Here is a 20374-nt window from a genome sequence, read left to right as displayed (position 1 = left end):
CTGACACCATGATGGCCGTGTCGAACAGCAGCCCCAGACCTCCGGTCGTCGCCATGGTTGGCGGCGGCCAGTTGGCCAGGATGACCCATCAGGCGGCGATCGCGCTCGGACAGACCCTGCGGGTGCTGGCGGTCAGTCCCGACGACCCGGCCGCGCAGGTTTCACCCGACGTCGTGATCGGCTCGCACACCGATCTCGATGCGCTGCGCCGGGCCGCCGTCGGTACGGACGCGCTGACCTTCGACCACGAGCACGTACCGACCGAGATGCTCGAAACTCTCGTCGGTGAGGGTGTGAAGGTCTATCCGCCACCGGCCGCGCTGGTGCATGCGCAGGACAAGCTGGTGATGCGCCACAAACTGGCCGCGCTGGGTGCCCCGATCCCGCGCTTTGCCGAGGTACAGCGCGTTGAGGACGTCGACGCGTTCGCCGAACTCGTCGGCGGCGCGGTGGTGGTCAAAACCGTCCGCGGCGGATACGACGGCCGGGGTGTGGTGTTGACCCGCGACGTGGCGCACGCCCGCGAGGTGGTCGCCGGGTACCTCGCCGAGGGAGTCGCAGTGTTGCTCGAGGAACGGGTGCCGATGCGCCGCGAGCTCTCGGCGCTGGTGGCTCGCTCGCCGTTCGGGCAGGGTGCGGCGTGGCCGGTGGTGGAGACGGTGCAGCGTGACGGGATCTGCGTCACGGTGCTCGCGCCGGCGCCGGGCCTGTCCGACGAATTGGCCTCGGCTGCAGAACAACTCGGTCTGAGACTGGCCGACGAGTTGGGTGTCGTCGGGGTGCTAGCGGTCGAACTCTTCGAGACAGAAGAGGGCACGCTGTTGGTGAACGAGCTCGCGATGCGTCCGCACAATTCCGGGCACTGGACCATGGACGGCGCGGTCACCAGTCAGTTCGAACAGCACGTGCGGGCGGTGCTCGACTATCCGCTCGGTGACACCCGGCCACTGGCTCCGGTGACCGTGATGGCCAACATCCTCGGCGCGCCGCAGGCGCCGGCGATGGCGCCCGACGAGCGGCTGCACCACCTTTTCGGCCGGATCCCGGAGGCGAAGGTGCACCTTTACGGCAAGGAGGAACGGCCAGGCCGCAAGGTGGGTCACGTCAACATTGTCGGGTGTGACGTTCAAGACGTCGATCGTGTGCGGGAACGCGCCGAACGGGCGGCACACTGGTTGTCGCACGCGGAGTGGACCGACGGATGGGATGGGCACGGGAATGGCTAACAACCCGGTGGTCGGCTTGATCATGGGCAGCGACAGCGACTGGCCCGTGATGGAGGCCGCGGCACTGGCGCTGGCGGAGTTCGACGTCCCCTTCGAGGTGGGTGTGGTCTCGGCGCACCGCACACCCGGCCGGATGCTCGATTACGCCCGCAGCGCGGCCGCCCGCAACTTGCAGGTCATCATCGCCGGTGCCGGCGGCGCGGCGCACCTGCCTGGCATGGTGGCGTCGGCGACGTCGCTGCCGGTCATCGGCGTTCCGGTGCCGCTGGCCAAGCTGGACGGGCTGGACTCGCTGCTGTCGATCGTGCAGATGCCCGCCGGTGTGCCGGTCGCGACGGTGTCGATCGGCGGGGCCCGCAACGCGGGCCTGCTGGCGGTACGGATTCTGGGAGCGTCGGACGCCGTCCTGCGCAAGCGGATGGCGGCGTTTCAGGAGGACCTGGAAGCCCAGGTGTTGGCCAAGGATCGGGCGTTACGGGAGCGATTACTCGGCGAGTGAAGCTCCGAGTAAAGTTACCGACGAGTAGCAAGGAGGCTGTGATGGCTGGAAACCCGGATTTCGATGTGTTCAAGCTGCCCGAGGAGCATGAGGAGCTGCGGGCCGCGATTCGTGCCCTGGCGGAAAAAGAGATCGCTCCCCATGCGGCGGATGTCGACGAGAACGCGCGCTTCCCGCAGGAGGCCCTGGACGCGCTGAACGCCTCGGGCTTCAACGCCGTGCATGTGCCCGAGGAGTACGGCGGTCAGGGCGGGGACTCGGTGGTGGCATGCATTGTCATCGAGGAGGTCGCTCGGGTCGACGCGTCGGCGTCGCTCATTCCCGCGGTGAACAAGCTCGGCACCATGGGCCTGATCCTGCGCGGTTCGGACGAGCTGAAGAAGAGGGTGCTTCCGCAGATCGCGGAAGGCGCAATGGCCTCCTACGGGCTGAGTGAGCGCGAGGCCGGCAGCGATGCGGCGTCGATGAAGACTCGCGCCAAGGCCGATGGCGACGACTGGATCCTTAACGGCGCCAAGGCCTGGATCACCAACGGCGGCAAGTCGACCTGGTACACCGTGATGGCCGTGACCGATCCGGACAAGGGCGCCAACGGGATCTCGTCGTTCATGGTGCACATGGACGACGAGGGTTTCACCGTCGGCCCCAAGGAGCGCAAGCTCGGCGTCAAGGGTTCGCCTACCACCGAGCTGTATTTCGAGAACTGCCGCATTCCGGGTGACCGGATGATCGGCGAGCCGGGCACCGGGTTCAAGACGGCGCTGGCCACACTCGACCACACCCGGCCCACTATCGGTGCGCAGGCCGTCGGTATCGCGCAGGGCGCGCTGGATGCGGCGATCGCATACACCAAGGAGCGCAAGCAGTTCGGCTCGTCGATCTCCGATTTCCAGGGTGTGCAGTTCATGCTCGCCGACATGGCGATGAAGGTCGAAGCGGCGCGGCTGATGGTGTACTCCGCGGCCGCTCGCGCCGAGCGTGGTGAACCCAACCTCGGGTTCATCTCGGCGGCGTCGAAGTGCTTCGCCTCCGACGTCGCGATGGAGGTCACCACCGACGCCGTGCAGCTGTTCGGCGGCGCCGGCTATACCGTCGACTTCCCGGTGGAGCGGATGATGCGCGATGCCAAGATCACTCAGATCTACGAAGGGACTAACCAGATTCAGCGGGTCGTGATGTCCCGCGCGCTGCTGCGCTAGTCGGGATTCCCGGCGAGGCGCAGGTGGGTGATGTCACCCGCGGACACGGTGACGACGTCGGTGCCGGTGTCGATGTGCAGACGGCCGAGGGCGTCGATATCGGTTGCAATGCCGGTGATCTCGTGCTCGCCGGGCATGATGGCGCGCACCCTGGCGCCCAGTGTCGAGCTGCGCTGCCGGTAGTCGGCGACGAGGTGCGGGTCGGGGCCCTTCGCCGCCTGCCAGCTTCGGATACGGGTGGTCAGTTCGCCCAGGACCGCGGTGACGAGTGTGTCGCGGTCGAGTTGCGTCGCACCCAGCAGTTGCAGTGAAGTCGCCCTCGGGTCGGGTGCCTCGTCGGTGGTCAGCGTGACGTTGAGGCCCAGGCCCACGACGATCACCGGGTCGGGTGCGGCGACCTCGGCCAGGATGCCGGCGAGCTTGCCGTCGCCCACCAAGACGTCATTGGGCCACTTCACGCCCGCCTCGATACCGGTGGTGTTGCGCACGGCGTCGACCAGCGCCACCCCGGTGAGCAGCGGCAGCCAGCCCCAGCTCTCGGCCGGCACGTCGTCGGCAGCCACGCCGATGGACAAGGCGATCTGCGAGCGTGGTGGCGCCGACCAGCGGCGCCCGTTGCGGCCGCGGCCGGCGTTTTGGTGTTCGGCGAGCAGGACGGTGCCCCTGATGTCCTCGCCGGCGGCGTGGCGGGCCAGCAGGTCGGCATTCGTCGAGCCGGTATCGGTCACGACGTCGACGCGGCCGGGGAACTGCTCCCGGATCGCGGTGAGGTTCAGTGGGGCTCGGTTCACTCCCGGCAGCCTAGTGCCTACGCTCAGCCATCACCCGGGCGTGCCGGGCTTCGGCGCGAGTCCGGCTGCGAGTCGGCATCATCAGGCTTCGCCATCTCGAATCACCGCGTCGAGCAGCCACATTCACGGCGACGTCCAGATCACCGTGCCACCACGGCGTCCCGCGGGTCGAGCCGCCAGCGCTCCCGATCGTCTCAATGAGGGAGCCGGTGCCCACGCCTTCGTGGATTCACACCGTCGGCGTCGCGTGAATCGGAAACTGGCTGAACACCAAGGTGAGCCGGAGCGGGCCGATCCGATTGCTCAGCTCGGTGTAGGTCCACGCCCGTATCTCGTCCTGCTCCTCGACCGTCATGGCGCCGGTGTAGGCGACCCGTAGATCCACCTCGGTGGCCTTGCCGCGGCTGATCGCCAGCGAGTCGACGAGGGTCAGTTCATGATTCAGCTGGTCGGCATTCTCCTCGGAGACCGCCATGATGGCGGCCCGCACCGTCGCGTCCAGGACGGGATCGGCCCGGCGCCCCGACAGGCGGCCGAACTCGAGGCGGATCTGCCGGATCGGCTCGCCCACCAACAGGGCGCACAGGATCAGCACGATGATGCTGTCGGCGATGTCCTTGATGTTGAAGGTCTTCGACGTCAGGAATGTGCCCTCCGGCAGGATGGCCACGAGCACCAGCGAGGCACAGATGCCACCACTGATGAGGGCCTCCATCTTGGCCGCGGTGGCCTCCACCCGAAGCAGCGCCGACGCGCCGTTGACCGAGCGGTTGTTGCGTTCGTGGTTCCACTTCAGGCCGAAGCAGATCAGTACGCAGACGGCCGTGTAGACCGCGGCCAACCCGAACTCCGGCTCGCTGCCCTCTCGGGTGACCACGTACTCGATCACCTTGATGGAGTTCGTCACCACCCCGACGATCACCACGCCGAGGATCATCAGCGAACGAAATAGCGCGTACAGGTTCTCCAAAGCCAGGCGCCCATAAGGGCTTTCGGCATCGGCCGGCCGGGAAGCGGTGACCGCCAGCCGCGCGGCGATGAACGCCGCGGCCGCGTTGATCAACGAGATGACACCGTCGAGCTGGGTGGCCGACACCCGGGTGATGGCATAGATGGCGAAGCCGAGAAACGCCAGGCCGATCATGGTGAACATGTAGGCGCGCAGGCTGCGCCGCTCAGCCCGAAGGACGTCGGCCTCCGGGACGGTGTTCACCGCGTGACCTTCTCGGTGTCTCGCCGGCGCGCCAGCATGGCCGGGTCGGGGTTGGCCACCTGAACCAGCGAGGCGCCGGTGGCGAACAGCGCGACGAAGTTCTCAACGATCTCCTCGGCGGTTGACCACGGCGCCGACGACATCACCCGGTCACACGAACTCAGAGCCGCTGTCGCCGCCGATGCCGTGGCGGCGGCGAGCACGTCGTCGACCGAGCGGCCCTCCAGAGCGGGGCCCGGCTGTCGCTCGGGAATGTACTGATCGCCGTGCACGCGCACCGCGGTCGCGTAATCGGTCACGCCGATCGGCAGATCGTCGACCGGCTTACCGAACGGATCCAGCGACAGCACTGCCACCTCGCCGCCGCTCACCGCTTCATCCGCCTCGCCGAGCCGGTCGACCGTGCACAGCGCGATGTCCGCCGGGCCCGTCAGCACCACCTCGGCGCCGACCCACCACACGCCCAGGAGCACCGCCGCCGTCTGCCAGTGCGCGGGCAGCAGCACCGCGACCCGGGTGCCCGGCCCGGCGCCCAGCTCGTCGCGCAGCAGGTTGGCCGTCTTGGCCGCCCAGTTGGCCAGCGTCACGGTCGACAGTTCGATGCGCTCGCCGGTCGCGTCGTCGTAGTAGGTGATGCGCGGTCCCATCGGATCCGCCCGCAACAACGGATCCAGCACCGCGGCAGTCAGATTGGTCATCAGTTGACGCACTTGGGATCGTCGGACCCCGCGGTGATGATGGGCGACGGCGGCGGCGGGGTGCCGTCGCCGGCCTGGCCGGCCGCCTCATTGACGGTGGCCGATGCGGGCAACGAGCCTTCGAGCCCCGAACCCGGCCCGGTGTAGTCGCTGGAGAGCACCACCCGCACAGTGCCGGCCGGGATCGCACCGTCGGCCACCACCGGCAGCCCGCCGAGTTCCTTGGCGACCGCCTGCGCGCCTAGGTCGTCTTCCTTGGCAGCCTGAACCTGGCTGCGGTCGACGTGGTCCTTGTCGTTGTTGCCGACGTCACCGGCGCCGAATCCCCTGGCGGTCAACGCATCCGAGACGGCGCTGGCTAGCCCGTTGATGTCGGTGTCGTTGACGACGTCGGCCTTGGTCTGATCCGGCGAGTAAGCGATCTTTTCGGTCTTGCCCTCGGCCTGGTCGTGTAGCAGGCTGGCGACCCACGCCTGCACCTGGTTCGGGTCGACCCGGACCACCGACTGCATGCCGTCGTCGCTCCAGCCGGCCTCGTCGAGCACCGGGATCGTCGCGAAGGCTACGTTGCCGCCGGCGAGGTTCTCCAGCTGCTTGATGAAATCCATGATGTCCCAACCCGAAGAGATGACCACGGAGCGCTGGATGGCGTCCTGCAGCCGGTTCAGGGTGGATGGACTGGTCAGGGTCTTACCCGAGATCACCTGATGGGCAAGGGAAGCCATCACCACCTGCTGGCGTACCACCCGGTCCAGATCGCCGCGTGGCAGGTCGTGGCGCTGCCGGACGAAACTCAACGCCTGCGGGCCGTTGAGCTTCTGCCAGCCGGCCGGGAAGTCGGCACCGGAAAGCGGTTCGTAGACAGCGTCCTTCAGGCAGACGTCAACACCACCGAGGGCATCGGTGATGAGCGCGAAACCGAGCAGGCCGATTTCCGCGTAGTGGTCGACGGTGACGCCGGTCAGGTCGGCGACCGTCTTGATCAGCGCCTCGCGGCCGGCCTCGACCGCCTGGGGCTCGGCCTCGGCGGGGTCCATGCCCTGCTGTTCGACCAGCTCCTTCATCTTCTCCAGCTTGACCTGGCCGTAGACGCCGTTGATCTTGGTCTTGTCCAGACCGGGCGCCTTGACGTAGGAGTCGCGGGGGATCGAGATCGCCGTCGCGGACCTTCCGTTGTTGGGGATGCGGACCAGGATGATCGTGTCGGTGTTGGTCGACACGTCGTCGCCGGCATGCAGGGTCGCCAGCTCGTCGGCCGACAGCGGGTTGCCGTGCGCGTCGGTGCGGCTGTCCATGCCGACCAACAGGATGTCGATGGCGCCGTCGTCGGCTCCGCCGCCGCCGAGCGCTGATGTGCTCAGGCGGAAGATGCCGTTCTCGAAGGAACGGATCTTTCCCCAGGCGACGCCGGTGCCGACCATGACCGTCACGGCGATCAACGCGAACACGGTGCGAGCCACCCGCCGGGCGCCCTTCACTGCATCGGTGTCAGCAGGCATCTGCCCAGGCTACTGGCGAGATAGGCGCATACCCGGTAGCCCAAACCGGCGTGCCAGACTCGTCATCGTGGCGGGCAGAGTGGTGATTACCGGGGCGGGAGGCCAGGTTGGCAGGTTTGTCGCAGGTGAGGCGGCCCGCCGCGGCCACATGGTCAGCGCGTTGAGGCACGCCCAGTGGGATATCACCGATCCGGCCGCGGCCGAGCAGTTCGTGGCCGAAGGTGACCTGGTGGTCAACTGTGCAGCGCTGACCGACGTGGACGCCGCCGAGGCCGACCCCGACATCGCGTACGCCGTCAACGCCACCGGCCCGGAGAACATCGCCCATGCCTGTGCCCGCGTCGGCGCCCAACTGGTGCACATCTCCACCGACTATGTCTTCGGCGGTGAGCAACGTCACCCCTACGACGTCGGCGACGAGACCGGCCCGGTGAACGTCTACGGCCACACCAAGCTCGCGGGCGAGATCGCGGTGCTCGCCGCGATGCCCGACGCCAGCATCGTACGGACCTCGTGGGTGTACACGGGTGGATCCGGAAACGACTTCGTAGCCGGGCTGCGCCGGCTGGCCGCGACGCGAGGCACTGTCGAGGCCACCGACGACCAGACCGGTTCGCCCACCTATGTCAAAGACCTGGTGGGGGCCATCCTCGAGATCGGCCAGGGGCGCATCAGGGAGCCGATCCTGCACGTCGCCAACGAAGGTGCGTGTAGCCGCTTCGCGCAGGCTCGTGCGGTGTTCGAGGAACTCGGAGCCGATCCGGACCGGGTCCGGCCGGCGAGCAGCGCGCTGTCGGGCCGCCGCGCCCGCCGGCCGGCGTACTCCGCGCTGTCGATGGCGACGTCGGTGCGCGCCGGGCTGGCTGCGCCCCGGCCGTGGCGCGCGGCGCTGGCCGAGGCGCTTGGCGGGGCCGTCGACGACGGACAGTTACCCTCTACGCCGTGACGTCGAGCCGCCCCCTGACCGTGGTGACGGTGACCTATTCGCCGGGCTCACATCTGGACCGTTTCCTTTCGTCGTTGACGGTGGCCACCGACCGGCCACTGAACGTGGTGCTCGCCGATAACGGTTCGACCGACGGGACGCCCGAGGAGGCGGTGGAGCGCTATCCCGGTACCCAGCTGCTGCGCACCGGCGCCAACCTTGGGTATGGCAAGGCCGTCAATCGAGGCGTCGCGACCGCGCCCACCGACGACGAATTCGTGCTGGTGGCCAACCCCGATGTGGTGTGGGGGCCGGGCAGCATCGACGAACTGCTCGAGGCCGCGCAGCGCTGGCCCCGCGCAGGCAGCCTCGGCCCGCTGATCCGTGACCCGGACGGCGCGGTTTACCCGTCGGCGCGGCACCTGCCCAGCCTGGTCCGGGGCGGGATGCACGCCGTCGTCGGCTTCGTGTGGAAGAACAATCCCTGGACCCGGACCTACCGGCAGGAATACCTCGAGCCCACCGAGCGGCCGGTGGGCTGGCTGTCGGGCTCGTGCCTGCTGCTGCGGCGTGCGGCGTTCGACCAGGTCGGCGGGTTCGACGACCGGTACTTCATGTATATGGAAGACGTCGACCTCGGCGACCGGCTGGGCCAGGCGGGGTGGCTCAACGTGTACGTGCCGTCGGCGGAGATCCTGCACGACAAAGGCCACTCGACGGGCCGCGATCCCGCCACGAACCTGCGGGCGCACCACGAGAGCACCTACATTTACCTATCCGATCGACATTTCGGCTGGTGGCGAGCGCCCCTTCGATGGACTATGAAGGGTGCGCTGACGGTCAGGTCGCGGGCTGCGGTGCGCAAGTCCCGGCGTGAGCGGGCGACAGACAGGGGGAGCAAGTGAGTGAAGTCGACGCCTCGAAGGTCGACGCTGTCGTGCTCGTCGGGGGCAAGGGCACGCGGCTGCGGCCGCTGACGCTCTCGGCCGCCAAACCGATGCTGCCGACCGCCGGCCTGCCGTTCCTGACCCACCTGCTCTCGCGTATCGCCGAGGCTGGCATCGAGCACGTCATCCTCGGCACCTCCTACAAGGCCGCGACGTTCGAATCTGAGTTCGGCGACGGCTCCAAGCTGGGCCTGCAGATCGAGTACGTCACCGAGGAACATCCCCTCGGCACCGGCGGCGGCATCGCCAACGTGGTGCCCAAGCTGCGCAACGACACCGTGATGGTGTTCAACGGTGACGTGCTCTCCGGCATGGACCTGCGCCAGATGCTGGCCAGTCACTGCGCGTCGCAGGCCGATCTGACTCTGCACCTGGTGCGGGTCAGCGATCCGCGGGCGTTCGGCTGCGTTCCCACCGACGCCGACGGCAACGTGCTGGCCTTCCTGGAGAAGACCGAGGACCCGCCCTCGGACCAGATCAATGCCGGGACCTACATATTCAAACGCGAGATCGTCGACCGGATCCCGCGCGGGCGGGAGGTGTCGGTCGAGCGCGAGGTGTTCCCGGCCCTGCTGGCCGACGGGGTCAAGGTGTGCGGCTACGTCGACGCCAGCTACTGGCGCGACATGGGCACACCGGAGGACTTCGTGCGCGGCTCGGCCGACTTGGTCCGCGGCATCGCGCCGTCGCCGGCGCTGGGCGGGCGGCGCGGCGAGAGCCTGGTGCACGACGGCGCCTCGGTGGCACCCGGTGCACTTCTGGTCGGCGGGACGGTCGTCGGCCGGGGGGCCGAGATCGGGCCCGGGGTGCGATTGGACGGTGCGGTGGTGTTCGACGGTGCGCACATCGAGGCAGGTTCGGTGGTGGAGCGTTCGATCATCGGCGCCGGTGCCCGGATCGGGCCGCGGGCGCTGATCCGCGACGGCATCATCGGTGACGGCGCCGACATCGGTGCGCGGTGCGAGCTGCTGCGCGGGGCGCGGGTGTGGCCCGGGGTCTCGATCCCCGACTGCGGTATCCGGTATTCCTCGGACATCTGACTCCGGCCGAGTGGCCACTTGTGTCACGTTATTCGGGTGAATCCGTGACGTAAGTGGCCGTTCGCGGTGGCTGTGGACAGGCGACGGCGTGACGGACGCATACCTGTCAGGGTGCGTTCATGGGTGTAGTCGAGTCGCCCTTCCGCGGATCGGCGGCGCTGGCCGCCGGCCTGGTCAGTCGGAGGTCGCTTGCGCGTGACTACCGCCCGATCCACCGCGACGTGTACCTAGCTCGGGATTGCGGCGTGACCGCCGTGATTAAGGCCAAAGCCGCGTTCGTGTGGTCGGGAGGAACGGCGACGGTTGCCGGGTTGTCCGCGGCCGCGCTGTTGGGATCTCGCTGGATCGACGACCATCACCCGGCCGAGCTGGTCCGACGCAACGGTAAAGCTGTGGCGGGCATCGTCATCCACCGAGACGAACTTCACCGCGCGGAGATCTGTCGTGTCGCCGGCATCCCGGTGACGACGCCTGCCCGCACCGCCTTCGACCTCGGCCGTCGCCCAGGTCTCGACAAGGCGGTGGTCCGCATCGATGCGTTGTGCAATGCCACCGGGCTGTGTCGCGCAGACATCGATCGAGTGCTGGTTCGGCATCGGGGCGCGCGCGGGATCACTCAACTGCGAAAGGTGCTCGAGCTGGTGGATCCGGGAGCACAGTCACCCCAGGAGACTCGCACCCGCCTGGTGCTGGTTCGAGCCGGACTGCCGACTCCCGCCACACAGATCACCGTGCTCGACGAGTGCGGCCACTTCGTCGCCCGAGTCGACATGGGCTGGAAGCAGTGGAAGGTCGGTGTCGAATTCGACGGCGCACAGCACTGGACGGATCCGGCGCAACGCACCCGCGACATCAACCGCCTGGCCGAACTGGAGGAGTGCGGGTGGCGGATCGTGCGGGTCGACAGCCAACTGCTTCGGCGCGCCCCCGAAGTGGTCGTCGACCGTGTCATGGCCGCGCTCAAGGCCGCCGGGTGTCTCGTCGAGTGGCCACTTGACACACGTTTTTCGCTCGAACACGTGTCATAGGTGGCCACTCGCGAAGGGTTACCGCCGGCGCGAGGCTCCGACCGCGACCAGGTGGGCGAGGGCCGGGTCGGTGCCTTCGGGCAGCGCGTCCACCGGCCACCACCGCAGGTCGAGGGATTCGTCGCTGATCGTGATCTCGGCCTGCGCCGGCGCGCGGGCGACGAACTGCAGATCCAGGTGTCGGGTGGGCACACCCAACGAGCACGTGAGCGGATGGACGTGGATGGCGCCGAGCACCGGGTCGATGGTCAAGGTGTCGATGCCCGACTCCTCGGTGGCCTCGCGCAGTGCCGCCGCGAGGATGTCGGCGTCGGTGTCCTCGCAGTGCCCGCCGAGCTGCACCCAGCGCCCCAGCCGCGGATGCAGGGTCAGCAGCACTTGGTCGGCGGAATCGGAGAACACCAATGCCGAGGCAGTGATATGCCCTGGGGCACAAGCCCTTTCACAGGCATCGGTGCGAGCGTGCAGGAACGCCAGCACGGCGTGACGCAGCGTGTCCTGGCAGTCGTCGGTTGCCGTCCAGTCGGACAGCAGCGAGATCGCCGAATCGCGGACGCTCATCGTCGGACCAGCTGGTCGCCTACCGGTGCCGGTTCCCGGGGTTGCGGCGGGTCCACGGGATAACCGATCGCCACCGCCCCTAGCGGTTCCCAGTCGGCGGGCACCTCGAGGGTGCGGCGCACCAGGTCCGGAGCGAAGATCGTCGACCCGATCCAGCAGCTGCCCACCCCACGCACGGCCAGTGCGACGAGCAACCCCTGCACGGCCGCGCCGACCGCCACGGTGAACATGGTGTGTTCGGCGGCGGTGCGGGCCTCGTCCGGATAGCTGTGCGCTCCTTCGGGCACCAGGAACGGGATGACGACCTCGGGTGCGTCGTAGAGGATCTGCCCGCGGGTCACCCGGCGCTCGACCGCGTCGGCGGGCTTGCCGTCGCCGGCCAGATCCGCGCGCCACGCGTCTTTCATCGCGTCCAGCATTGCCAGACGACGGGAGTGGTCCTGCAGCCAGACGAAGCGGACCGGCCGGGTGTGATGGGGCGCCGGTGCGGTGAGGGCTTCGGCTACCGCCTGTTCGATCAGAACCGGGTCGACGGGGTCGGGCGCGAACCGGCGCACCGAGCGGCGCAGCAGCTGAGCCTGGCGCCGGCCCAATTCGATCGATTCGGCGGTGCCGAGCCAGAACAGGTCGTCCTCGCCACCGCGCAGCAGTTGCGCCGCGCTCGACCCGTCGTCGTCGAGGGTGAGGCCACGAACCACCGCGACCGGCACCGCGGTCAGCTTGCCTTTGACGAGATCGGCGGCGGCGGCGATCTCATCGGCGACGGCGACCTCGGTGACCAACAGCTCGTTGCCGTGGGTATCGCGGGCGCCGGCGTAGCCGTACAGCACCGGCAGCCCCGATGAGCCGATCGCGGCGTCGGTCTGGCCGTTGCGCCAGGCCCGGCCCATCGTGTCGGTGACCAGCACACCGACCGTCACGCCGAGCGTGTCCCGCAGAGCGGTGCGCAGCGCGGCGGCGCTGCGGTCGGGATCGACCGGCAGCAAAGCCAATTCGGTGGTCCCGATGTTCGAGCCGTCGACGCCCGCCGCGGCCTGCACGATGCCGTTGCGGTTGGCGGTGATCAGGGTGCGTCCCTTGCGGGCCAGCACCCGAACCGCCTCGTCGTCGATGAGCTTGCGGCGCAGGGCGTCCCGCTCTTCGGGGTCGGACGGTGCGGCCACGATCCGGCCCTCGCACTTGGACATCACCTTGCTGGTGACGACGACGATGTCACCGTCGCGCAACCACGGGGCAGCGGCGACCAGCGCGGCCGCGAGGTCATCGCCGGGGCGGAACTCGGGAAGCCCGGTGACGGGAAGGATCTCGACGGGTGCGGCGGCGCCGTGCTCGAGGCTCACGGCGTGACCCCGGCCAGTTCGAGTCCGGCGCGCACCATCTCGGCGGTGGCCGACGGGTCGGACATCAGCAGCGGGATCGACTTCACCGTGACCCCGGGCACATCGGCGTGATCTTCGCCGGAGACCAGCCAGTAGTCCAGGATCCCGGTCGCCGATCGTGCGCCGAAGTGACGGGCCACGGCCTGTGAGGAGCTCTCGACACCGATCACCGACAGGCATTCGTCGGCCATGCCGCGCAACGGCTTTCCGCCGATGATCGGGGAGTAGCCGATCACCGGGGCGGGGGTGGAGCGCAGGGCCGCCCGGATTCCGGGGATGGCCAGGATCGCGCCGATGCTGACCACCGGATTCGACGGGGCCAGCAGCACCACGTCCGCGTCGCCGATCGCATCGACGACTCCGGGTCCGGCCGTGGCGGTTTCGGAGCCGACGAACGCGAAGCTGTGAGTGGTCACCTTGGCCCGGTAGCGCACCCACCACTCCTGGAAGTGGATGGCCTTGCGATCACCGGTCTCGGGATCGTCGACCACCACGTGGGTTTCGCTGCGATCATCGCTGGCCGGCAAGAGTGTCGCGCCGGGTGCCCACCGGTGGCACAGCGCCTCGGTCACCTGTGACAGTGGGTAACCCGCGCGCAACATCTGGCTGCGCACCAGATGTGTGGCCAGATCGCGGTCACCCAAACCGAACCAGTCCGGCTGGACACCGTAGGCGGCCAATTCTTCTTTGGCATGCCACGTCTCGTCACGGTGACCCCAGCCACGCTCGGGGTCGATGCCGCCACCCAGGGTGTACATGCACGTGTCGAGGTCGGGGCAGATGCGCACGCCGTGCATCCAGGCGTCGTCGCCGACGTTGACCACCGCCGTCAGCACGTGATCAAGATCGCCTGTGGCTCCGCTAATCTCGCCGGCGAACTGGCCCAGGCCGAGCAGCCGCTGCACACCCAGCAGGAAGCGGGCGCCTCCGACGCCGCCGACCAGAACGGTGATCTTCACACCGATCGACACTAGGCGGTCCGCTCATTCGGCGTCGCACGCGGTCACGATCGCGTCACCAGGGAGACACGCCGGTGCATCGACTCGCCGAATTGTCCGGGGGAAATGGTATTCAGTTCTGTTCAACCGCTTGACCGAGCAGTCGCGGACGTGTCTAATCACATCAGTGTCATTTCCCGGTCGACCTGCCGGTTTCGGTGTCGCAGACCGTGATTCGACCAGGTGTTCGAATTGAGATGGCCACACTTAACAGTGGGCGACATAGTGTATCTACGAAACCAGGTGAGGAGGCGGAAATGTCCTATGAGTACCTAATCGGCGCGATCGGGACGCCGCAGTCCATTACCGGCTCGCAGGACATGGGGGTATCGGCGCGCGCTCACCTGAGTTTGGTGCCGGAGCCCATCGAAGCGGCGCCGGAATCCGACGAAGACCAATGGCAGGAACGTGCGCTCTGCGCGCAGACCGACCCGGAGGCGTTCTTCCCCGAGAAGGGCGGCTCGACCCGTGAGGCCAAGCGCATCTGCTTGGGCTGCGAGGTTCGCGATGCGTGCCTCGACTACGCCCTGGCTCACGATGAGCGCTTCGGCATCTGGGGCGGGCTCTCCGAGCGTGAGCGCCGTCGCCTCAAGCGCGGGATCATCTGACCCGCGCTCAGTCCTCTTCCATGCTCGGGTCGATGACCGACGGTTCGACGCCGAGATAGGTGGCCACCTGAGCCACCAAAATCTCGTGCAGCAGGTCGGTCAGATCGATCGAGTCTTTGGCCCTGCGTTCGATGGGCTTGCGGAACAACACAATTCGGGCTCGCGTGGAGTTGCCGCGGATGTCCACCCCGGCCGGGATCAGCCTGGCCAGTGCGATCGGCCCGTCGGCCACCACTTCGGCCGGCCATTGCACGCTGTCCGGATCCTTCGGTGCGATCCGGGGGATCTCGTCGACGGCCACGTCCAGTCCGGTGAGCCGCTGTTGCCAGCGCCGCTCGATCGGCTCGTAGGCCTCCAGCACCGCCATGTCGAAACGTTCGGCACGGCTGCGCCAGCCTGGCACGGTCGGCGGCAGCAGCGGTCCGCGCATCTCTCGTCCGCGGCGCGACCCCGCGCCGCCGCCGGACCGGCCACCTCGCCGGGAGCTGCGGGAATCGACCACGGAAGTGATCGTAACGGTTGGGAATCGGCGGCCCGGCGGCTGCGCGTGTCCGGTGCCCACCTGCGATTGAAGCGCGATAGCCTCACGGCGTGAATGTTCCCCGTCGCTGCTGCAGGCCCGGGTGCCCCCATTACGCGGTGGCGACGCTGACGTTCGTCTATTCCGACTCCACCGCCGTCGTCGGCCCGCTGGCGACGTCGCGCGAGCCGCACTCCTGGGACCTGTGTGTCGGCCACGCTAATCGGATCACCGCGCCGCTGGGCTGGGACCTCGTTCGCCACGCGGGGCCGCTGCCCGAGTACCCCGACGAAGACGACCTCGTCGCCCTGGCCGACGCCGTCCGGGAAGGCCGCGAGAGCGTCTCGCCCCGGCCGCCAGTCGCCGGGTTCTCCGACCCCGGTGGTGCGGCGCACGCTCCCGCGACGGCTACCCCGATGGTGCCGGTGGCCGCCCATCGGCCCACTACGGCGGGTCGCCGGCGCGGTCATCTGCGCGTACTTCCCGACCCCACCGACTGACGCGGTGGGACGCCCGTTGTCGGGGCGTTTGAACAGATAGGCTGGCGGCCAAGAGTCCCCCTCGGTCAGGAGATCCGCCATGTCCAGGCCCGCCGCCGCGGTCAGCAGTGTGATCAAGGCTTACGACGTGCGTGGCCTGGTCGGTGAGGAACTCGACGAGGGTTTCGTCGCCGACGTCGCCGGAGCCTTCGCGCGGCTGATCCGCGCCGAGGGCGGGGACCGGGTAGTCATCGGCTACGACATGCGGGACAGCTCGCCGGCCCTGGCCAAGGCCTTCGCCGACGGCGTCACCGCCCAGGGCCTCGACGTGGTGCGCATCGGGCTGGCCTCTACCGACCAGCTCTACTTCGCCTCCGGCCTGCTGGACTGTGCCGGCGCGATGTTCACCGCCAGCCACAACCCGGCCGCCTACAACGGAATCAAGCTGTGCCGCGCCGGTGCTAAGCCGGTCGGTGAGGACACCGGTCTGGCCGTCGTCCGAGACGAGGTGATCGCCGGCGTGCCGGTCTATGACGGCCCGCGCGGCGAGGTCCGCGACCAAGATGTGCTCGCCGACTACGGACAGTTCCTCCGCTCGCTGGTCGATATGACCGGGTTGCGTCCGCTGCGGGTGGCCGTCGACGCCGGCAACGGCATGGCCGGGCACACCACACCGGCGGTCCTGGGGCCGATCGAGTCGCTGACGCTGCTGCCGCTGTACTTCGAACTCGACGGCTCGTTTCCCAACCACGAGGCCAATCCGCTGGAACCGGCCAACCTCGTCGACCTGCAGAAGTTCGTGGTCGAGACCGGTGCTGATATCGGTCTGGCGTTCGACGGCGACGCGGATCGCTGTTTCGTGGTCGATGAGCAGGGCACGCCGGTCTCGCCCTCTGCCGTCACCGCGCTCGTGGCCGGGCGGGAACTCGGTCGGGAGATCGGCGCGACGGTCATTCACAACCTGATCACCTCTCGTGCGGTGCCCGAGCTGGTGATCGAGCGCGGCGGCATGCCGGTGCGCTCACGCGTCGGGCACTCCTATATCAAGGCGTTGATGGCCGACACCGGCGCGATCTTCGGCGGAGAGCATTCGGCCCACTACTATTTCCGGGACTTCTGGGGTGCGGACTCCGGCATGCTTGCCGCCCTGCACGTGCTGGCCGCGCTGGGGGAGCAGGACCGCTCGCTGTCCGAGGTGATGGCCGACTATCAGCGTTACGAGGCTTCCGGTGAGATTAACTTCCGGGTTGCCGATGCGCCGGCGTGCGTTGAAGCGGTGCTGAAAGCCTATGGCAGTCAGGTTGTTTCGCTCGATCATCTGGACGGCGTAACGGTGGATCTGGGTGAAGGGGCCTGGTTCAACCTGCGCACCTCCAACACCGAGCCGCTGCTGCGCCTCAATGCCGAAGCCCGTACCGTCGAGGAGATCGACGAGATCGTCGGGCGGGTCTCGCAGGAAATCGCGGCGCAGCAGAGCCGAGGCGTGCCATGAGTGCCGCGCACGCCACGGTCGATCTCGACGACACCGAGGGCCTGCTCGAAGCCGACCGCGACGGGTTGCTGCGTGCGGCGGCGATGGCCGGCGCGCAGGTCCGCGCCACCGCGGCCGCGGTGGAGGAAGGCGAGCTGGAGTCGGTGACCGGCGGCGGCCGGCCCCGAACCGTGGTGTGGGTGGCGGGCCGGGGCGCGGCCGAAAGCGCCGGCGCCATCCTGTCGGCCACGCTGGCCGGGCAGGCCGGCGAGCCCCTCGTGATGGCGGCGCAGTCACCGCCGTGGATCGGCCCGCTCGACGTTCTGATCGTCGCGGGTGACGACGCCGGCGACCCCACGCTGGTGACGGCGGCGGCGACGGCGGTGCGGCGAGGCGCCCGGGTGATCGTCGCGGCGCCGTACGAGGGGCCGCTGCGTGACGCCACCGCCGGACGCACCGCGGTGCTGGCTCCGCGGATGTGGACTCCCGACGAATTCGGCCTGTCCCGCTACCTTGCGGCGGGTCTGGCGACGCTGCAGGCCGTCGACCCCGCTTTGCGCACCGATCTGTCTGCGATGGCCGACGAACTCGATGCCGAGGCGCTGCGCAACAGCGCGAGCCGGGAGGTGTTCACCAATCCGGCGAAATCGCTGGCCGAGCGGATGACCGGACGCAACACCGTCCTGGCCGGTGACGGCGCGGCGACCCTTGGGTTGTCCCGGCACGCGGCGGCGGTGCTGTTTCGGTTGGCCGGCCGAGCGGTGGCCGCGGTGGGTTTGTCCGATGCCCTGGTCGGGCTACGTAGTGGTATGACGATGAGGCTGGGCGATCCGGTGGATGCGCTGTTCCACGACGAGGAGCTCGACGGCCCGCTGCCGGGCCGGCCGCGGGTGCTCGCGTTGACGCTGTCCGCCGACCGCGAGTTGGTTGCGGCCCGGGTCAACGGGATGGACGATGTCGCTTTGGTGGGGGCCGAAGACATCGGGGAGGCCGGAACACTTCCGGTGCCGGCCGCGCGTGCCGAACACCAGCTGGCGACGCTGGCGGTCCGGCTGCAGATGGCCGCGGTTTACCTCAGATTGGTGGGGGGATAGCTTCGTAGTGGAACTGTTACGAGGGGCAATACGCACCTACGCGTGGGGATCTCGAACGGCGATAGCGGAGTTCACCGGACGGCCCTCGCCGACCACCCATCCCGAGGCCGAGCTGTGGCTGGGAGCCCACCCCGCAGACCCGGCGTTTCTAGAAGGCGACGACGCCGAGACCTCCTTGCTCGAGGCGGTGCGTTCGGATCCAGAGGGGCAACTCGGTCCTGCGGTCCGGGCGCGGTTCGGCGACGTGCTGCCGTTTCTGGTGAAGGTCCTCGCGGCCGACGAACCGCTGTCGTTGCAGGCCCATCCCAGTGCCGAACAAGCCGTCGAGGGCTATGTGCGTGAGGACCGCCTCGGGGTGCCGCTGAATTCGCCGATCCGAAACTATCGAGATCGCAACCACAAGCCCGAGTTGCTGGTCGCCCTCAGCGATTTCGAGGCATTGGCCGGCTTCCGGCCGGCGGCCCGCTCGGTCGAGTTGATGCAGGCGTTGGCCGTGCCGGAGTTGGATCCGTTCATCGCGCTGCTCAACGGTCAGTCCGATGCTGACTGCCTTCGCGCGCTGTTCACCACCTGGATCACAGCGCCGCAACCCGACCTCGATGCGCTAATTCGGGCCGTGCTCGACGGGGCGGTCGCCTATATCCGTTCCGGGGCAACCGAATTCGCGCCCGAAGCCAAGACCGTTCTGGAGCTTGGGGAGCGCTACCCGGGCGATGCCGGGGTGCTGGCCGCCCTGTTGCTCAACCGGATCAGCCTGGTCCCGGGCGAGGCGATCTATCTGCCGGCGGGCAATCTGCACAGCTATATCCACGGCATGGGAATGGAGGTGATGGCCAACTCCGACAACGTACTTCGCGGTGGCCTGACCCCCAAGCACGTCGATGTGCCGGAGCTGCTGCGGGTGCTCGACTTCGCTCCCGCTGACGAGGCGGTGTTGAGCACACCCACCCACCGCGACGGCATCGAGTTGGTCTACGACACACCCGCGCTGGAGTTTGCCGCCTGTGTGCTGATGCTGGACGGCGACAACCTCGGCCACGAGATCGACGCGCCGTCGCGTCACGACGGCCCGCAGATCCTGGTGTGCACGCAAGGTTCCCTGGTGGTGCGGGCCAAATCTGACGTGGTCACATTGGACCGGGGACAGTCGGCGTGGGTGGCGGCCGACGACCGTCCCATCCGGCTTGAGGCGGCTGCGCCCGCGCGGTTGTTCCGGGCTACCGTTGGCCTCTGACGGCCCCGCAGCAACAGGAGGATCATGTCGACCGAGGGCAGCACCAAGGCGATCCTGGCTGCGTTGGCGGCCAACGCCGGTATCGCGGTCGCGAAGTTCGTCGGGTTCCTGATCACCGGGAGTTCCTCGATGCTGGCCGAGTCGGTGCACTCGGTGGCGGATACCTCCAACCAGGGCCTGTTGCTGTTCGGTCAGCGCCAGGCGCGCAAGCAGGCCGACAGCCTGCACCCGTTCGGCTACGGGCGCAGCCGGTACTTCTATTCGTTCGTCGTCGCGCTGGTGCTGTTCTCGTTGGGCTCGATCTTCGCTCTGTACGAGGGCTACCACAAGATCGGCCACCCCGAGGAGCTGACCTCGCCGCTGATCGCCGTGGCGATACTCGGCGTGGCAGTCTGCTTGGAGGGCTACAGCTTTCGCACCGCGATGGTCGAGTCACGACCGTTGAAAGGCAACAGCAGCTGGTGGCAGTTCATCCGTCGCTCCCGCAACCCCGAACTGCCGGTGGTGTTGCTCGAGGACACCGGCGCCTTGATCGGTCTGCTCTTCGCGCTCTTCGGTGTCGGCCTTTCGATCCTGACCGGTGATCCGGTGTGGGATGGCGTCGGCACGCTGCTGATCGGAGTTCTGCTCGGCGTCATCGCGGTGATCCTGATGGTCGAGATGCACAGCCTGCTGATCGGCGAGGGTGCCACCGCCGAGGAGTGCCGGGCTATTCAGTCAGCGCTGGAGGGCACCTCGCACGTCGACCGAGTCATCCATCTGCGGACCCAGTATCTGGGGCCCGAGGAGATGCTCGTCGGCGCCAAGATCGCACTGGCAGCCGAGACCGACCTGGCGACCGTCGCGGCCACCATCGACAGTGCCGAAGCGGCGGTGCGGGCAGCGGTGCCCGCCGCCCAGGTCATCTATCTGGAACCGGATCTGGATCGCGCTCTGACGCGGTAGATCTCGAACTCATTGGCGCC

Annotated in this window: 21 protein-coding genes; 13 read left to right on the top strand and 8 right to left on the bottom strand. The window is 68.4% G+C overall.

Annotated elements, in window-relative coordinates; translation table 11 throughout:
• The first annotated feature begins 8 nt into the window (after positions 1-8).
• Genes ACXDF8_RS11770 through ACXDF8_RS11760 form a run of 3 tightly spaced genes read left to right on the top strand, consistent with a single transcriptional unit; the run spans position 9 to position 2924 of the window.
• The gene (locus ACXDF8_RS11770; protein ID WP_457223438.1) at positions 9-1226 is read left to right on the top strand and encodes a 5-(carboxyamino)imidazole ribonucleotide synthase; all 1218 of its coding nucleotides are present in this window, start codon (positions 9-11) and stop codon (positions 1224-1226) included.
• The gene (gene purE / locus ACXDF8_RS11765) at positions 1219-1725 is read left to right on the top strand and encodes a 5-(carboxyamino)imidazole ribonucleotide mutase (protein WP_457223437.1); all 507 of its coding nucleotides are present in this window, start codon (positions 1219-1221) and stop codon (positions 1723-1725) included. Before ACXDF8_RS11770 ends, purE begins: the two co-directional genes overlap by 8 nt.
• A 41-nt stretch (positions 1726-1766) precedes the next feature.
• The gene (locus tag ACXDF8_RS11760) at positions 1767-2924 is read left to right on the top strand and encodes an acyl-CoA dehydrogenase (protein WP_457223436.1); all 1158 of its coding nucleotides are present in this window, start codon (positions 1767-1769) and stop codon (positions 2922-2924) included.
• On the opposite strand, the gene ACXDF8_RS11755 is transcribed toward ACXDF8_RS11760, so the two are convergent.
• The 4 genes from ACXDF8_RS11755 to ACXDF8_RS11740 all read right to left on the bottom strand — a co-directional run bounded on the left by ACXDF8_RS11755 (position 2921) and on the right by ACXDF8_RS11740 (position 7125).
• Positions 2921-3715 carry a biotin--[acetyl-CoA-carboxylase] ligase gene (locus ACXDF8_RS11755; protein ID WP_457223435.1) on the bottom strand — a complete coding sequence of 265 codons (795 nt, stop codon included), beginning with the start codon at positions 3713-3715 and terminating at the stop codon, positions 2921-2923. The two genes, ACXDF8_RS11760 and ACXDF8_RS11755, sit on opposite strands and share 4 nt — an antisense overlap.
• Positions 3716-3944: 229 nt before the next feature.
• On the bottom strand, positions 3945-4928 hold the full coding sequence (locus ACXDF8_RS11750; protein WP_457223434.1) for a cation efflux transmembrane domain-containing protein: 984 nt from the start codon (positions 4926-4928) through the stop codon (positions 3945-3947).
• Positions 4925-5626, bottom strand: a complete 702-nt coding sequence (locus ACXDF8_RS11745; RefSeq protein ID WP_457223433.1) for a TIGR03089 family protein — start codon at positions 5624-5626, stop codon at positions 4925-4927. The genes ACXDF8_RS11750 and ACXDF8_RS11745 overlap by 4 nt, the downstream gene beginning before the upstream one ends.
• Complete coding sequence (locus ACXDF8_RS11740; RefSeq protein ID WP_457223432.1) at positions 5626-7125, bottom strand: LCP family protein; 1500 nt, start codon at positions 7123-7125, stop codon at positions 5626-5628. Before ACXDF8_RS11740 ends, ACXDF8_RS11745 begins: the two co-directional genes overlap by 1 nt.
• A gap of 67 nt (positions 7126-7192) precedes the next feature.
• Here ACXDF8_RS11740 and rfbD point away from each other — a divergent pair, with 67 nt between their 5' ends.
• The 4 genes from rfbD to ACXDF8_RS11720 all read left to right on the top strand — a co-directional run bounded on the left by rfbD (position 7193) and on the right by ACXDF8_RS11720 (position 11065).
• Positions 7193-8071: a dTDP-4-dehydrorhamnose reductase gene (gene rfbD / locus ACXDF8_RS11735; RefSeq protein WP_457223431.1), complete on the top strand. Its 879-nt coding sequence runs from the start codon at positions 7193-7195 to the stop codon at positions 8069-8071.
• Complete coding sequence (locus ACXDF8_RS11730; RefSeq protein ID WP_457223430.1) at positions 8068-8955, top strand: glycosyltransferase family 2 protein; 888 nt, start codon at positions 8068-8070, stop codon at positions 8953-8955. The genes rfbD and ACXDF8_RS11730 overlap by 4 nt, the downstream gene beginning before the upstream one ends.
• Positions 8952-10037 carry a mannose-1-phosphate guanylyltransferase ManB gene (gene manB, locus ACXDF8_RS11725; protein WP_457223429.1) on the top strand — a complete coding sequence of 362 codons (1086 nt, stop codon included), beginning with the start codon at positions 8952-8954 and terminating at the stop codon, positions 10035-10037. The genes ACXDF8_RS11730 and manB overlap by 4 nt, the downstream gene beginning before the upstream one ends.
• A 119-nt stretch (positions 10038-10156) precedes the next feature.
• Complete coding sequence (locus tag ACXDF8_RS11720) at positions 10157-11065, top strand: endonuclease domain-containing protein (protein ID WP_457223428.1); 909 nt, start codon at positions 10157-10159, stop codon at positions 11063-11065.
• A gap of 18 nt (positions 11066-11083) precedes the next feature.
• On the opposite strand, the gene ACXDF8_RS11715 is transcribed toward ACXDF8_RS11720, so the two are convergent.
• Genes ACXDF8_RS11715 through cofD form a run of 3 tightly spaced genes read right to left on the bottom strand, consistent with a single transcriptional unit; the run spans position 11084 to position 13964 of the window.
• Positions 11084-11626, bottom strand: coding sequence for an NUDIX hydrolase (locus tag ACXDF8_RS11715; RefSeq protein ID WP_457223427.1), 543 nt, complete (start codon positions 11624-11626; stop codon positions 11084-11086).
• Positions 11623-12966 (bottom strand): coenzyme F420-0:L-glutamate ligase, encoded by a 1344-nt coding sequence (locus ACXDF8_RS11710; protein ID WP_457223426.1) that lies wholly within the window; start codon positions 12964-12966, stop codon positions 11623-11625. Before ACXDF8_RS11710 ends, ACXDF8_RS11715 begins: the two co-directional genes overlap by 4 nt.
• Positions 12963-13964 (bottom strand): 2-phospho-L-lactate transferase, encoded by a 1002-nt coding sequence (gene cofD / locus ACXDF8_RS11705; RefSeq protein ID WP_457223425.1) that lies wholly within the window; start codon positions 13962-13964, stop codon positions 12963-12965. The genes ACXDF8_RS11710 and cofD overlap by 4 nt, the downstream gene beginning before the upstream one ends.
• 296 nt (positions 13965-14260) lie before the next feature.
• On the opposite strand from cofD, the gene ACXDF8_RS11700 reads away from it, so the two are divergent.
• Entirely contained in the window at positions 14261-14611 is a 351-nt protein-coding gene (locus ACXDF8_RS11700) for a WhiB family transcriptional regulator (protein ID WP_457223424.1), read from the top strand.
• A gap of 7 nt (positions 14612-14618) precedes the next feature.
• On the opposite strand, the gene ACXDF8_RS11695 is transcribed toward ACXDF8_RS11700, so the two are convergent.
• The gene (locus ACXDF8_RS11695) at positions 14619-15041 is read right to left on the bottom strand and encodes a metallopeptidase family protein (RefSeq protein WP_457223600.1); all 423 of its coding nucleotides are present in this window, start codon (positions 15039-15041) and stop codon (positions 14619-14621) included.
• Positions 15042-15202: 161 nt separating this feature from the next.
• Here ACXDF8_RS11695 and ACXDF8_RS11690 point away from each other — a divergent pair, with 161 nt between their 5' ends.
• The 5 genes from ACXDF8_RS11690 (at position 15203) to ACXDF8_RS11670 (ending at position 20354) form a co-directional block, all read left to right on the top strand.
• Positions 15203-15631: a DUF3499 domain-containing protein gene (locus ACXDF8_RS11690; RefSeq protein ID WP_457223423.1), complete on the top strand. Its 429-nt coding sequence runs from the start codon at positions 15203-15205 to the stop codon at positions 15629-15631.
• A 79-nt stretch (positions 15632-15710) separates the two neighbouring features.
• Entirely contained in the window at positions 15711-17102 is a 1392-nt protein-coding gene (locus tag ACXDF8_RS11685; protein WP_457223422.1) for a phosphomannomutase/phosphoglucomutase, read from the top strand.
• Positions 17099-18175 (top strand): TobH protein, encoded by a 1077-nt coding sequence (locus tag ACXDF8_RS11680; RefSeq protein ID WP_457223421.1) that lies wholly within the window; start codon positions 17099-17101, stop codon positions 18173-18175. Before ACXDF8_RS11685 ends, ACXDF8_RS11680 begins: the two co-directional genes overlap by 4 nt.
• Positions 18176-18182: 7 nt before the next feature.
• Complete coding sequence (gene manA / locus ACXDF8_RS11675; protein ID WP_457223420.1) at positions 18183-19409, top strand: mannose-6-phosphate isomerase, class I; 1227 nt, start codon at positions 18183-18185, stop codon at positions 19407-19409.
• A gap of 24 nt (positions 19410-19433) precedes the next feature.
• Complete coding sequence (locus tag ACXDF8_RS11670) at positions 19434-20354, top strand: cation diffusion facilitator family transporter (RefSeq protein ID WP_457223419.1); 921 nt, start codon at positions 19434-19436, stop codon at positions 20352-20354.
• Positions 20355-20374 lie beyond the last annotated feature (20 nt).

The organism is Mycolicibacterium sp. CBM1, assembly GCF_054073305.1.
This window is presented reverse-complemented; position numbering and strand designations above follow the sequence as displayed.

Coding starts and splice junctions, on each gene's coding strand:
- ACXDF8_RS11700 (WP_457223424.1), top strand. CDS start 14,261: ATGTCCTATGAGTACCTAATCGGCGCGATCGGGACGCCGCAGTCCATT.
- ACXDF8_RS11745 (WP_457223433.1), bottom strand. CDS start 5,626: ATGACCAATCTGACTGCCGCGGTGCTGGATCCGTTGTTGCGGGCGGAT.
- ACXDF8_RS11695 (WP_457223600.1), bottom strand. CDS start 15,041: ATGCGCGGACCGCTGCTGCCGCCGACCGTGCCAGGCTGGCGCAGCCGT.
- ACXDF8_RS11740 (WP_457223432.1), bottom strand. CDS start 7,125: ATGCCTGCTGACACCGATGCAGTGAAGGGCGCCCGGCGGGTGGCTCGC.
- ACXDF8_RS11715 (WP_457223427.1), bottom strand. CDS start 11,626: ATGAGCGTCCGCGATTCGGCGATCTCGCTGCTGTCCGACTGGACGGCA.
- ACXDF8_RS11680 (WP_457223421.1), top strand. CDS start 17,099: ATGAGTGCCGCGCACGCCACGGTCGATCTCGACGACACCGAGGGCCTG.
- ACXDF8_RS11685 (WP_457223422.1), top strand. CDS start 15,711: ATGTCCAGGCCCGCCGCCGCGGTCAGCAGTGTGATCAAGGCTTACGAC.
- ACXDF8_RS11760 (WP_457223436.1), top strand. CDS start 1,767: ATGGCTGGAAACCCGGATTTCGATGTGTTCAAGCTGCCCGAGGAGCAT.
- ACXDF8_RS11720 (WP_457223428.1), top strand. CDS start 10,157: ATGGGTGTAGTCGAGTCGCCCTTCCGCGGATCGGCGGCGCTGGCCGCC.
- ACXDF8_RS11770 (WP_457223438.1), top strand. CDS start 9: ATGATGGCCGTGTCGAACAGCAGCCCCAGACCTCCGGTCGTCGCCATG.
- purE (WP_457223437.1), top strand. CDS start 1,219: ATGGCTAACAACCCGGTGGTCGGCTTGATCATGGGCAGCGACAGCGAC.
- ACXDF8_RS11670 (WP_457223419.1), top strand. CDS start 19,434: ATGTCGACCGAGGGCAGCACCAAGGCGATCCTGGCTGCGTTGGCGGCC.